This is a genomic window from Archangium lansingense, from assembly GCF_026626635.1.
Taxonomy (GTDB): domain Bacteria; phylum Myxococcota; class Myxococcia; order Myxococcales; family Myxococcaceae; genus Archangium; species Archangium lansingense.
The window spans coordinates 2557844-2570229 of the sequence record NZ_JAPNKA010000001.1; the positions used below are offsets into that span (position 1 = coordinate 2557844).

Sequence of the window (12386 nt, forward strand, 5' to 3'; positions counted from 1 at the left end):
CGGGACCCCCGGGCAGGTGGTTTCACCCGGTGTCTCCTGCCTGACACGTTGCGAGGGGCATGCCACCGGGCCTGCCCTGGGATGGGGACGGGGCTGTGGCGATTCTCCCCACTGGGAGGTGCGGCATTCTGGGTGGGTGCGGCGATCCGCCACACCGTGCTCCCCAGGGCGATTCAGCGGGTGGCGTGAGGCACGGCGTCCGTGATGCGCAGGTGCTTCGGCTGGGACTGGACACGCTCGAGCCAGGCGCGGAGCGCTGGATACCGAACCAGCTCGAAGCGTCCCTCTTCCGCCACGTGCGTGTACGCGTACAGCGCGATGTCCGCGAGGCTGTAGCGCTCGCCCGCGAAGAAGGGACGCTTCGCCAGCTCGCCCTCCATGACGTCCAGGGCGGCATACCCCTTCTGGATGCGCTCCTCGAGCTCGCGCTCCTTGCCGGGAGGAATGCCGAAGTAGGCAATCCACGCGCGGGCCACCGCGACGTACGGCTCGTGGCTGTACTGCTCGAAGAACATCCACTGGAGCATCCGCGCCCGTTCCAGCTTGTCCGAGGGGATGAACGGCGTGCCCTCCGCGAAGTACCAGAGAATGGCGTTGGACTCGGCGAGGAACACACCGGGCTCGAGCTCCACGGTGGGCAGCTTGGCGATGGGATTCTTCGCCTTGAACTCCGGGGAGCGGGTCCCCCCGGCGCCCATTTCCGTCTCCACCGCCTCGAAGGGGATTCCGAGCTGGTGCAGCAGGAGGCGGACCTTGTAGCAGTTACCGGAGGGGTGGAACTGGTAGAGCTTGAGCATGAGCGGAGTCTCCATTGAGCGCGCCTGTTCGGCAGTTCATCCATGCTCCCGAGGTGCGCTCGCTGGCCTGATTCGTACTCATTAGCGTCCAGCCTCACAATGGCCTACGTCTTCGTTCCTCGCCCCAAACCTGGCCCGTTCCGGAAGGAAGTGAAGCAGGAACGAGCAGGTGCTCAGCCGGGTGTCATGGCGCCACGACGGCGGACCGGCACTGGGATGCTCGCCGGCTCTGGCTGGTCCTGTGAGCCCGTCACCCGAACAGTCCCAACCGATTCATCGCGGAGGGTTTGGGCAGTCCCATCACCTGGAGCAGCGTGGGGGCGATGTCCGCGAGGATGCCGGGGCGCAGCTTCTGCCCACGGAAGTCCGGGTGAATGAGGTGGAAGGGCACCGGGTTGAGCGTGTGGGCTGTGTGAGGCTCTCCCGTGGCCGGGTCGCGCATCTGCTCGCAGTTGCCATGGTCCGCGGAGATGGCCAGCACCCACCCGTGCCGAGCACACGCCTGGCCCAGTTGTCCGAGGCACTCGTCCACCGTGGCAACGGCCTTCATCGCTGGCTCCAACAGCCCCGTGTGGCCCACCATGTCCGGGTTGGCGAAGTTCACCAGCGCGAAGTCGTAGGCCCCCGACTCGATGCGCCGCACCAGCTCCAGGGTCACCTCGCGCGCACTCATCTCGGGCTTGAGGTCGTACGTCTTCACGTCGCGCGGTGAGGGCACCAGGTGCCGGTCCTCGCCCGGGTACACCACCTCGCGGCCACCGTTGAAGAAGAAGGTGACGTGCGCGTACTTCTCGGTCTCCGCGGTGCGGAACTGGCGCCAGCCGGCGTGCGAGATGGCCTCGGGGAAGATCTCACTCGGTTGGTCGGGCGCGAAGGCCACTGGCAGGCCGAAGGTCTCGTCGTACTGGGTCAGGCACACGTACATGCCCAGGTGCAGGCCGCCTCGGTCGAACTCCTTGAAGTCGTCGAAGGCGAGCGCACGCGTCAGCTCGCGGGCTCGGTCCGCGCGGAAGTTGAAGAACATCACCACGTCACCGTCGCGGATGCGGCCCACCGGGGTGCCGTCGCCGTGGGTGATGACGGTGGGGTTGATGAACTCGTCCGTTATCTTCTCCGCGTAGGAGGCGCGGATGGCGGAGAGCGCATCAGGGGCCTTGGGGCCTTTCGCGTGGACGATGGCCTCGTAGGCGAGCTGCACCCGGTCCCATCGCTTGTCGCGGTCCATGCCGTAGTAGCGCCCGCCCACGGTGGCGATGTGGCCAGTGCGCGTCTCGCGCAGGAACTGCTCCAACTCCTCCACGTAGCCGAGCCCGCTCTGGGGCGGGGTGTCACGTCCATCGGTGAAGGCGTGGACGTAGACGTGGGGCACGCCCCGCTCGTGCGCTGCCTTGAGGAGGCAGTAGAGGTGGTCCATGGACGAGTGCACGCCACCCGGGGACACCAGCCCGAGCAGGTGGAAGGCCTTTCCGTCTGCCTTGGCCTTGTCGAGCGCGGCGCGGATGACGGGGTTGGCGGCGAGCTCCCCGGACTCGCAGGCCCGGTTGATGCGTACCAGGTCCTGGTAGACGATGCGGCCGGCGCCGATGTTGGTGTGGCCCACCTCGGAGTTGCCCATCTGCCCCTCGGGGAGACCGACGGCCAGCCCGGACGTCTGCAGCTCGGTATAGGGAGTGCCGTGGGTGAGCGCGTCGAGGCGCGGGGTGCCGGCGAGGGCGATGGCGTTGTCCTCGCGTTCCTTGCGGACGCCCCAGCCATCGAGGATGCAGAGCAGGATCTTGTGCGCGGGCTTCATGCCGGAAACCTAAGGGGCGGTTCCCGGAGGTGGAGTGGGGTAGGGGAGGGGCATCCGTGGAAGCGGGTGCCTGGCTGGTGGGGCTCCGTCTACTCGCGCCGGGTGCGCGTCTTGTAGGTGAGCACGGGGGCGAGCGTTGCCACCACCCGGACGAGCCCGGCGTCCACCAGATCCTGCACCACGCGGTCGATGGCCTTGTACGCGGGAGGTGCCTCCTCGAAGAGCAGGTCGCGGTCCTCGCAGATGACGTGGCTCTTGAAGGAGGTGCGGGTGAGGGCCTCGGGGGTGAAGCGCTCGCGCATCCGCTCGCGGGCACTGGTGCGCGTCCACTTGCGGCCGGCCCCGTGAGCCAGGCTGTGGGCGTTGCCCGCGCCGTCGCCCAGCGGCAGCACCAGGTAGCTCAGCGAGCCCCGGCTGCCGGGAATCACCACCGGCCCCTGGTCCGAGGGCGCCGCACCCTTGCGGTGCAGCCAGCAGGTGTGTCCCTCGTACTGCTTCGGGGTGACGCTGTTGTGACAGATATCCAGCACCCGTCGCCCTGCCGCCGCAATGCCCTGCATCATCCTTCCGGCGATGGTGGCGCGATTGGCCCGAGCCCAGGCCATGGCGTGGTCATGCCGCGAGAGGTACAGCCGCGCCTCGTCCGAGTCCTCCGCGAGGCTCCCGGTGCCATGCCGGTCCACGTGCGCCCGAAGGATGGCCTCGCCGAGTCCCCGCGAGCCGGAGTGCACGAGCAGCAGGAGCCGATCCGTTGCCAACCCCAGTGAGGTGAAGGTCTCCGCGTCGTGCACCGCGTCCACCCGTTGCACCTCGGCGAAGTGGTTGCCGCCCCCCACCGTGCCGAGCGCCGCTTCGAAGCCGCAGGGCTTCACGCCCATCTCGGCAAGCATCGCGTCCGTGTTGCCCTCCCACGGCCCATCCAGGTCCAGCCGCGCTGCCCAGCGCTCCGGCTTCGCCTTGCGCGCGGGGAGGTCCAGCTGCCAGAGGCCCATCCCACAGCCGATGTCGTTGCCCACCAGGAAGGGATAGAAGAGGCCCTCGGAGGCGAACGCGGCGCCTACCGGTGCTCCCTTGCCCGGGTGCAAGTCTGGTAGGCCTACTGCGGAGCGCATGCCGGGAAGTCGTGCGGCGGCCTCGAGTTGGCGGACGGCTTCACCCTCCACCCACGACTGGGGCGAGGCGATGACACGGACGTGAGGGGCGGGCGAATTCATGCTCCCTCGGACGCGCGCGGTGTCCGCGGCCTGACGGAGCCGCCCGGCCGCCTACTTGTGGTAGGGCTCGCCCTTGAGAATCGTAAAGGCGCGGTAGAGCTGCTCCACCAGCACTACCCGCGCCAGCCGGTGCGGCAGCGTCATCTTCGACAGCGAGAGCACCAGGTCCGCGGACTGTCTCACCCGCTCGTCCAGTCCCTCGTCCCCGCCGATGACGAGCAGCAGGTCCTTCGCGCCATCCTGGGCCCGGCCCACGTACCGGCTGAACTCCACCGAGTCCAGCAGCTTGCCCCGCTCATCGAGCGCGACAATCAGGTCCTGCGGCTTGCGGCGCGAGAGGATGGCCTCGGCCTCGGCGGCCTTGGCGTCAGGCGCCTTGCCCTTCTTTCCACCCGCTTCGGGCAGCTCCAGCAGCTCGAAGCGGGTGTAGTGGGCCAGGCGCGAGGCGTACTCCTGGACCGCGGGCTCGTAGAGGCCCGAGCGGTCCTTGCCAATGGAGAGGAGACGGACCTTCAGGCCACCTTCTCCCGCGCCGCGTCGGCCCAGAGGCCCTCGAGGTCATAGTGGGAGCGCGCCTCGGAGAAGAAGAGGTGAGCCACCACCTCGCCGAAGTCCAGGAGCACCCACTGGCCCGTGTCCATACCCTCGTGGCCGATGGGGCGCAGGTCCTCCGTCTCCTTGAGGTTCTTCAGCACGTGCTCGGCCATGGCCGACACCTGCCGGTCGCTCTCGCCCGAGGCCACCACGAAGTAGTCCGCGTAGGACGTCATCCCGCGCACGTCGAGGAGGACGATGTCCAGCCCCTTCTTGTCCGAGAGCAGGGTGCCAATCTTTCGCGCCAGCGCATGGGCGTGCGGATTCTCCGCGGGAGCGCCAGCGGCCGCGCCTCCGGGCGTCAGCGCCTTCTTCTTGGTCGTCTTTTTGCGCGCGGGCAGCTTCTTGGCTGCTCCCTTCTTCGCCGCGGCCTTGGTGCGTGCGGTCAGCGACGTCGCGCTCTTCTTCTTCGTCGCTACCTTCTTCTTGGTCGTCTTCTTCTTGGTTGCCATACGTGTCCGGGCACCCTAGCGCACCTGCCCCTGTCCCAGAATGACGTACTTCTGGCTGGTCAACTCTCGCAACCCCATGGGACCAAAAGCGTGCAGTCGACTGGTGGAAATCCCAATCTCCGCCCCCAGCCCTAGCTCGCCTCCGTCGTTGAAGCGGGTGGAGGCATTCCACGCCACCGCGCTCGCCTGGGCCTCCCGGGTGAAGCGTCCCGCCACCGCCTCGTCCGAGGTGACGATGGCCTCCGTGTGTTCGCTTCCGTACCGGGCAATGTGCCCCAGGGCCGCGTCCAGCCCGTCCACCACCCGCACCGCCATGATGAGGTCCAGGTACTCCCGCCCCCAGTCGTCCTCCGAGGCCGGGGTCACCGGCACCCCGGCGCGGGACAGCACCTCCACCGTGGCCGGGTCCCCGCGCAGCTCCACCCCCCTCGCCACCAGCTCCCGCCCCGCCTGGGGCAGGAAGCGCTCCGCCACCGCACGGTCCACCAGCAGGCACTCGGCGGCGTTACACACCCCCGGGCGGCTCGTCTTCGCGTTCACGGCAATCCGCGTGGCCATGTCCAGGTCCGCCGCCGCGTGCACGTACACGTGGCAGACGCCCTTGTAGTGCTTCACCACCGGAATCCGCGCATTCTCCGCCACGAAGCGGATGAGGCCCTCGCCGCCTCGGGGGATGCACAAATCAATCAGCCCCTCCAGCTTCAGCAGCTCCAGCAGCGTCTCGCGCTCGCCCGGGGGCACCGGCTGGATGCACGCGGCCGGCAGTCCCGCCTCGCTCACGCCCGCCGCCAGCGCCGAGGCGATGGCCGCATTGGACCGCGCTGCCTCGCTCCCCCCGCGCAGCAGCGCCGCGTTGCCGCTCTTGAGGCACAGTGCCGCCGCGTCGCTCGTCACGTTGGGGCGGGCCTCGTAGATCATCAGCACCACCCCCAGCGGCAGCCGCACCTTGCGCACGTGCAGGCCGTTGGGCCGGTCCCACTCCTCCGTCACCTCGCCCACCGGGTCCTTCAGGCTGGCCACCGACTCCACCGCCCGGGCCATGGCCTCCACCCGTGAGGCGTCCAGCAGCAACCGGTCCAGGAAGGCCCCTCCCTTGCCGGCGGTCCGCGCGGCGGCCATGTCCGCCTCGTTGGCGGCGAGCAGGGTAGGGAGGGACTTCCTCAGGTGGCGTGCCATGGCCCGGAGGGCCTCATCCTTCTGGCCGGTGGGGGCGGTGGCGAGCACACGGGAGGCCGCCCGGGCGGTCTCGGCGAGGGAGCGCACGTCTTCCTTGGCAACGGACATGCCTCTCCTCTATCACCGCCCCATGAGCAACGCCCGGTTGGAACAGTTCAAGCAGATGGCGGCCGAGTTTCCCGACGCGCCCATGGCGCACTTCTCCCTGGGGAAGGCCTACCTGGAGCTGAAGCAGTATGCCGAGGCGGCCCAGGCCCTGGAGACTGCGGTGCGGTTGGATCCCCAGTACGCCGCGGCCATGGTGTCCCTGGGTGACGCCTATATCGGTGCTGGGGAGAGCGGGAAGGCCCGCGAGGTGCTCACCCGCGCCCGCGACACGGCGCTCGCCCAGAGCCACGCCAGCCTCGCCGAGGAGATTGACGAGCGGCTGTCCGGGCTGGACTGAGGTCCGCTACGGCCGCCAGGTGATGCCCACGCCCCCCACCTGGCGGAAGAAGAAGAGGCCGTTGCGCGACAGTTCGGTGCCGTACATCGCGAACGAGAGTTCCACGTCCACCCGCTCGCTCAGGGGTCGGGCCAGCCTCAGCGACAGCATGTGCTGGGCCTCGTCATCGTCCAGGAGGGTGATCTCCGGCGAGAGGAAGACGCCGTCCGGGTAGGAGTTGATGCCCAGCGCCCCCTGGGCCATCAGCGTCAGCTTCCAGGGCAGCAGTACCCCCGCGGTGCCGCTCAGCCGGTGGCGCTGCACGGACTCGCCATAGCTGTTGGAGCTGGTCTCCACGTACGAGTAGGTCAGCCCCAACGCCAGCGGGCCCTTGTAGCTGTAGCCCGCGCTCGCCATCAGCACCCCGTCATGGCGCCGGCCGGTCCACGCCGGTGAGCTGCCGGGCGGGTACCTCACGGAGGCGTTGTAGCGGCGCTGGCCGTACTCGCCGGTGACGGTGAAGGCATGCCGCCTGTCCAGGCGGTAGCGCGCGAGGAAGCCGACCTCGGGGCTGCCGAAGCTCGCGGCGAAGTTGGGGCGATAGATGAAGCGGTGCGCTCCGGCACGTACTCGCAGGGAGAGCCGGGCATCCGGGGCATGTTCGAAGAAGACGGACGCCGCCAGGTCCGTGTACGCGCGGCTGCCGCCCCGCCGGTCCTTGGCGCGCCCTTCCATGCCCACCCCCAGCGTCTCGCCCACGGCGAGCGAGCCCTCCAGCGCAGCGGCCTGCACCAGCACGTCTTCGCCGGGAAAGGCCACGTACTTGCGGCCCCCACCATCATAGCGGCCCACTACCTGCCAGCGGTCCGCGGTGTAGCGGCCCTCCCCCGTGGCGAGCAGGCCGAACACCGCATCCAGGGTGTCTCCGCCCGAGCTCCCCTGCGAGAAGTCGCGCGGCGCGTTGCCATCCACCATCAGCCGGCCCGTCACACGCAGCTGTCCCTCCACGTCGGCGGCATGTGCGCCACCGCCGAGCGCCAGGGGAATCACCACGAGCGCGCGAAGGAGCCGTCTCAATGGGCGCACCATACTCCGGGCCATGACCGCATGCCCTGTCCACGAGAGGGCAGCCAACCGGGCGGGGCGATGACTGCGCGCCCGGACGATCGGTAGAGTGGGTGTCATGAGACTCACCTCTGTACTCTCTGTATGCGCCCTGCTCTCGCTCGTGGCCTGCGCCCCCCCTGGCTTCGTGGCGGAGGTCAAAGGCGAGACCACCGTGGCCGGAGACCCGACGGGCATCTCCGGTGTTCTTGATGCTTTTCCGTCCATCGGAAGCTTCTCCAGCCTCGACTTCGACCAGAACCAGGACTTCAAGAACCAGGGCGTCTCCAAGGAGCAGGTGTCCTCTGCCAGGCTGGAGTCCCTGAGCCTGAAGATCCTCTCCCCGGCGGACCAGAACTTCTCCTTCCTCGACACGCTGGAGTTCTACGCGAAGGCGGGGGATCAGGAGGTGCTGGTGGCCTCCAAGCGCAACATCGCCTCGCTGGACCTCAAGGCGCCCAACCCGGTGCTGGTGCTGGACCTGGCGGGCGCGGAGCTGCAGCCCTTCATCACCGCGCCCTCCATGAGCATCAGCGTGCGTGGCAAGGGTCGCAAGCCCCCGAAGGATGTGCGCCTGCAGGTGGACGTGAAGCTGGACGTGCAGGTGCGGCTGCTCAACTAACGCAGCTCGCGGGCCTTGCGCTCCAAGGAGTCCGCGCGAGCGTCCAGCTCGCGGGCGAGCGACTCGAGCCGGGCGGCCTCCGACTCCAGGCTCCGCAGGTCCTCCGGGTTGCCGCTGGCGAGCGCCTGGGCGCGCACGGTGCCCACCTGGGGCCGGCTGTCGGAGGCGCGGTAGACGGGCGCATGGTACTCCCCGGGCGACAGGCCTCCTCCCGTATCGGGTGAGGTCGTTCCGCCTCCGCCCCCTCCTCCCGGCGCACCCGGCGAGGGTTCCCCTCCGCCGGGGGGCGGAGCTGGCGAGGGTATATCCCCCACCGAGCCCCCCGGCGCGAAGCTCTCTTGTGGCGAGCGGGAGAAAAGTCCTCCGCCGCTGCGCTGGGAGGCCTCTACCGAGATGGACCTCGTGGAGGAGTCGAAGCGCACGCGCAGTTGCCGGTCCTGCTCGTCGAACATCGACTCCTCGCCGAGGAAGTCGCTCATGCGCCGGTCCAGCTCGCGCTCCTCGCGTATCTCCGTGATGCGGGAGCGCAGGGCCTGGAGGCGCTGGCGCACCTTGTCCTCGGAGTCGCGCAGGGTGTCCGCTTGCTCCAGCAGATCCTCGGGATCGTCGCTCGACTCCCGGCGGACGAGGGCCGGCATCTGAGAGGCGGGGAGTGCGGAGCGCAGCGCGTCGCGCTCGGTGCGCAGGTCTCGCATGCGCGCAATCAGCCGGGCGCGGGCCTCGCGGTCGCTGGTGGCGTCCCAGGCGGCGCGCACCCGGGTCAACTCATCGGAGAGCGCCGTGTGCAGCGCCAGGTTGCGCCGCTCCGCGTCCGTCTCGGCCCCGGCGAGCGACTGGGCCAGCCCGGTGAGCTGTCCGGACAGCTCCTGCGACTTGCGCAGCGCCGTCTCCAGCTCCGAGCCCGCCACCAGCCGGCCCTTCTGCTCGGCCTTGAGCTGCTCGATGTGTCCGGCCAGGGTGTTGAGCTCCGCCCGGAGCAGCTGCTGGCGATCCCTCAGGTCGCGCACCTGGCTCCGCGCCGTGCGGGCCTCGCTCCGCAGCGTGTCCACCCCCGAGGCAGCCCACACAGGCGCACCCAGGGAGAGACACAGCAAGGCGGGGAGCAAGACGCGCTTCATCAACCCCCTCCTAACAGCAAGCCAGATGCCAGAGCCACTCCAGGGCCGGGCGTTTCGTTGCCCGCAAAACCCGAAGGGTTCCGCGGACTTCGCGCACGGATGGGCCAGGGCTGCTGAGGGGGAATGACGGAAAACCACGGTGGGGGCGGGGGGGCGGTAGTTTTTCGAGAAGGGCGGTTTCTTTTTTACAGCCGGACGCGACGGTCCGCCACTCGCTACGCCCCGCTCCGGCGCGGATCAGTTCTCTTCGGGACGCTCGCCCTTGGAGATGAAGCCGTACTTCTCCAGCTTGTAGTACAGGGCGGACGTCTTGATGCCGAGCAGCCGGGCTGTCTCCGTCTTCACTCCGCCGGCCTTCTCGTAGGCGCGGGCGATGAGCTGGCGCTCGAGGTCCTCGAGGATGTCCGGCAGCGGTCGGTCCCCCATGGGCACGGGCAGGCCAGCGTCAGCCCGGGGGGTGGTGCCGGTGAGGTGCGGGGGCAGGTCCGTCGCGGTGAGCGTCTCGCCCTCGGCGAAGACGAGCGACTGCTCGATGACGTTCTCCAGCTCGCGCACGTTGCCCGGCCAGGCGTAGCGGGCCAGCGCTCGCAGGGTGCTGTCATCCAGGCCCTTGACCCGCTTGTTCACCCGTGGGGAGTGCTTGGCCACGAAGTGCTGGGCGAGCATGGTGACGTCCTCGGGACGCTCGCGCAGGGGCGGGAGCTGGAGGGGGACGATGTGCAGCCGGTAGTAGAGGTCCTCGCGGAAGCGTCCGGCCTTCACCTCGGCCTGGAGGTCCCGGTGGGTGGCGCTCACCACGCGCACGTCCACCTTGAGCGTCTCCTCGCCGCCCACGCGCTGAATCTCCTTCTCCTGGAGTACGCGCAACAGCTTCGTCTGGACGGAGTGGGGGATTTCGCCAATCTCGTCGAGGAAGAGGGTTCCGCCGTCAGCGAGCTCGAAGCGGCCGAGCTTGCGCTTGATGGCACCGGTGAAGGCACCGCGCTCGTGGCCGAACAGCTCGCTCTCCAGGAGCGTCTCGGCGAGGGCGGCGCAGTGGACGACGATGAAGGGCCCATCCTTGCGCGGGGAGAGCTGGTGGAGCATGCGCGCCACGAGCTCCTTGCCGGTGCCGGACTCGCCGCGCACGAAGACGGTGGCATCGGTGGCAGCGGCCTTGCGCACCATGCCGACGAGCCGCTGCATGGGCTCGCTGTCGCCCACCAGGAGATTGCCATGGGCGAGGGCGGCGTCGGTCTCGAGCGCCTCGGTGCGGGCGGACAGGCGCTCCACCTGGCGGCGGGTGGAGGAGAGCTCCAGGCCCTTCTCCACCTTGGCGCGCAGCACATCCGGGGTGAAGGGCTTGGTGATGAAGTCGTAGGCGCCCTGCTGCATGGCCTGCACGGCCGTCTCGATGGTGCCGAAGGCGGTGACGACCATGACGACGGCGGCCGGGTCATGGGACTTGAGCGTCCGGGTGACGGCGATGCCGTCCATGCCGTCCATCTTGAGGTCGGTGACGACGAGGTCGAAGGGCGTCTTCTTGTAGGCGGAGACACCGTCGGTGCCAGAGCGGGCGGCCGTGACGGTGTGGCCGGAGCGGGTGAGGGTGACGGCCATACCCTCGCGGAGGGTGTCGTGGTCGTCGATGACGAGGATACGGGCCATGGAGGGGCACCCTATATCGTCCTGGCGCCCGGCGTCGAAGTGGGCACAATCCGCCCCCCCATGAATCCCCCCCTGACTTCCCTGTACGAGCTGCTGGCCCGCCACGTTCCCACCGACGACAAGGAGCGGGAGGACCTGGCGCGGATGCGCGTCCTGGCCGCGGAGCTGGCGCGCCCCTTCTCCCGAGGGCAGGAGCGAGGGCACTTCACCGGTAGTGCGGTGGTGGTGGACCCAGCAGGCGAGCGGGTGGTGATGGTGCACCACGGGAAGCTGAAGCGGTGGTTGCAGCCGGGCGGGCATGCGGAGGCGGGGGACGGGGGCAGCATGGAGGCCACGGCGCTGCGGGAGGCGCGGGAGGAGACGGGGTGCCGGGTGAGGCTGCACGCGAGCGCACCGAGGCCGCTGGACGTGGACATCCACACCATTCCGGCGCGCAAGGACGAGCTGGAGCACCTGCACCTGGACGTGCGCTACCTGGTGGTGGCGGAGGACCCGGAGGCGTTGGCGCATGATCCGGGGGAGTCCTCGGGCGCGCAGTGGCTGACGTGGGACGAGGCCCTGGCGCGCGCGGACGAGGCGCCCCTGCGTCGCTTGATGGAGAAGGCGCGGGCGGCGGTACGCGCGGGTTAGCTGTTCAACAGCACGCAACCGGGGCACGTACGACCCTTCTCCGCTCGCGTGACGGCTCCTCGCAGATTCTCTGCATTATTTTCCAGCTCGCTGACTCCATTCATTTGAGGGGAATTTGCTCGGTCTTGCGGAAGACCCCTCCTGTGAATCCGTACTCCCATTCAACCCAGCGAGAGGAAGTCCCTATGAGCTTCATCCGTGGCGGTAGAAGTGCAGCTCTGGCGCTTTTCATGGCTGTACTGGCACACGTTGCTTTTGCCCCGAAGGCGGACGCGGCTTCGCGCAATGAGCCCGGCCGGCCGGACTCGGTGTTTGACGTGGCGCTCATGGTGAACAACCAGTCCCAGAGCGCGCGTATCGAGGTTTCGCCCGAGGCGCAGGACGTGCTCGGGCAGGCCCATGGCGCCAGTGCGCGTGGCGCGCAGCTCCAGAGCATCGTCCAGGAGCGCCTCCAGAGCCTGATCCGCGAGGGGAAGGTCCAGGTTCCCGAAGGTGCGACGCCTCACGTCATCGTCAAGGCACAGCGCGGAGCGGAGCTGTCCCCCTCCAATGACCCTTCGCTCCAGCAGGATACGTGCTTCTTCCCCGCGACCTACTCCGTGACGTACTACATCTACTTCGACTCCCCGAGCTGCAACTATTACGTCGCGACCGATTACTACAATGCCCTGTACGACCAGTGTACCAACACGGTGTATGTGATGGACTACATCGGCTCGACGGTGGTTGGTCCTTACGCGTGCTGAGCTGAGACATCCCCTCCATTCCGCGTCAGCGTTCACCGCCTCGGAGCTGTCCGGGGCGGTGAATGCCTTT

13 protein-coding genes are annotated in these 12386 nt (G+C 68.8%); 4 read left to right on the plus strand and 9 right to left on the minus strand.

The genetic code is table 11. The features are described 5' to 3' along the window. Positions 1 to 173: 173 nt before the first annotated feature. The 6 genes from OV287_RS10180 to OV287_RS10205 all read right to left on the minus strand — a co-directional run bounded on the left by OV287_RS10180 (position 174) and on the right by OV287_RS10205 (position 6133). Positions 174 to 797: a glutathione S-transferase family protein gene (locus tag OV287_RS10180; protein ID WP_267533813.1), complete on the minus strand. Its 624-nt coding sequence runs from the start codon at positions 795 to 797 to the stop codon at positions 174 to 176. Between the two features lie 250 nt (positions 798 to 1047). Further along, positions 1048 to 2589 carry a 2,3-bisphosphoglycerate-independent phosphoglycerate mutase gene (gpmI, locus tag OV287_RS10185; RefSeq protein ID WP_267533814.1) on the minus strand — a complete coding sequence of 514 codons (1542 nt, stop codon included), beginning with the start codon at positions 2587 to 2589 and terminating at the stop codon, positions 1048 to 1050. Positions 2590 to 2678: 89 nt separating this feature from the next. Further along, entirely contained in the window at positions 2679 to 3803 is a 1125-nt protein-coding gene (locus tag OV287_RS10190) for an RNA ligase RtcB family protein (protein WP_267533815.1), read from the minus strand. Positions 3804 to 3854: 51 nt separating this feature from the next. Beyond that, a complete protein-coding gene (locus tag OV287_RS10195) occupies positions 3855 to 4319 on the minus strand; it encodes a 23S rRNA (pseudouridine(1915)-N(3))-methyltransferase RlmH (protein WP_073568288.1) in 465 nt (154 codons plus the stop codon). Then, positions 4316 to 4849 carry a ribosome silencing factor gene (rsfS, locus tag OV287_RS10200; protein ID WP_267533816.1) on the minus strand — a complete coding sequence of 178 codons (534 nt, stop codon included), beginning with the start codon at positions 4847 to 4849 and terminating at the stop codon, positions 4316 to 4318. The genes OV287_RS10195 and rsfS overlap by 4 nt, the downstream gene beginning before the upstream one ends. A 15-nt stretch (positions 4850 to 4864) precedes the next feature. Further along, on the minus strand, positions 4865 to 6133 hold the full coding sequence (locus OV287_RS10205) for a glutamate-5-semialdehyde dehydrogenase (RefSeq protein ID WP_267533817.1): 1269 nt from the start codon (positions 6131 to 6133) through the stop codon (positions 4865 to 4867). Between OV287_RS10205 and OV287_RS10210 the strand changes: the two genes are divergently transcribed. Next, the gene (locus OV287_RS10210) at positions 6132 to 6470 is read left to right on the plus strand and encodes a tetratricopeptide repeat protein (protein ID WP_267533818.1); all 339 of its coding nucleotides are present in this window, start codon (positions 6132 to 6134) and stop codon (positions 6468 to 6470) included. The two genes, OV287_RS10205 and OV287_RS10210, sit on opposite strands and share 2 nt — an antisense overlap. 6 nt (positions 6471 to 6476) lie before the next feature. Here the strand turns inward: OV287_RS10210 and OV287_RS10215 are convergent, their stop codons facing one another. Continuing rightward, positions 6477 to 7535: a hypothetical protein gene (locus tag OV287_RS10215; protein ID WP_308809829.1), complete on the minus strand. Its 1059-nt coding sequence runs from the start codon at positions 7533 to 7535 to the stop codon at positions 6477 to 6479. Positions 7536 to 7632: 97 nt separating this feature from the next. Between OV287_RS10215 and OV287_RS10220 the strand changes: the two genes are divergently transcribed. Then, the gene (locus tag OV287_RS10220; RefSeq protein ID WP_267533820.1) at positions 7633 to 8175 is read left to right on the plus strand and encodes a hypothetical protein; all 543 of its coding nucleotides are present in this window, start codon (positions 7633 to 7635) and stop codon (positions 8173 to 8175) included. Here OV287_RS10220 and OV287_RS10225 read toward each other — a convergent pair. Beyond that, on the minus strand, positions 8172 to 9293 hold the full coding sequence (locus tag OV287_RS10225; protein ID WP_267533821.1) for a TetR family transcriptional regulator: 1122 nt from the start codon (positions 9291 to 9293) through the stop codon (positions 8172 to 8174). The genes OV287_RS10220 and OV287_RS10225 overlap by 4 nt on opposite strands. Positions 9294 to 9530: 237 nt before the next feature. Beyond that, entirely contained in the window at positions 9531 to 10940 is a 1410-nt protein-coding gene (locus OV287_RS10230) for a sigma-54-dependent transcriptional regulator (RefSeq protein ID WP_267533822.1), read from the minus strand. Positions 10941 to 11000: 60 nt separating this feature from the next. Between OV287_RS10230 and OV287_RS10235 the strand changes: the two genes are divergently transcribed. Continuing rightward, positions 11001 to 11570 (plus strand): NUDIX hydrolase, encoded by a 570-nt coding sequence (locus OV287_RS10235; protein ID WP_267533823.1) that lies wholly within the window; start codon positions 11001 to 11003, stop codon positions 11568 to 11570. 230 nt (positions 11571 to 11800) lie between these two features. Continuing rightward, entirely contained in the window at positions 11801 to 12316 is a 516-nt protein-coding gene (locus OV287_RS10240; RefSeq protein WP_267533824.1) for a hypothetical protein, read from the plus strand. Positions 12317 to 12386: the final 70 nt, after the last annotated feature.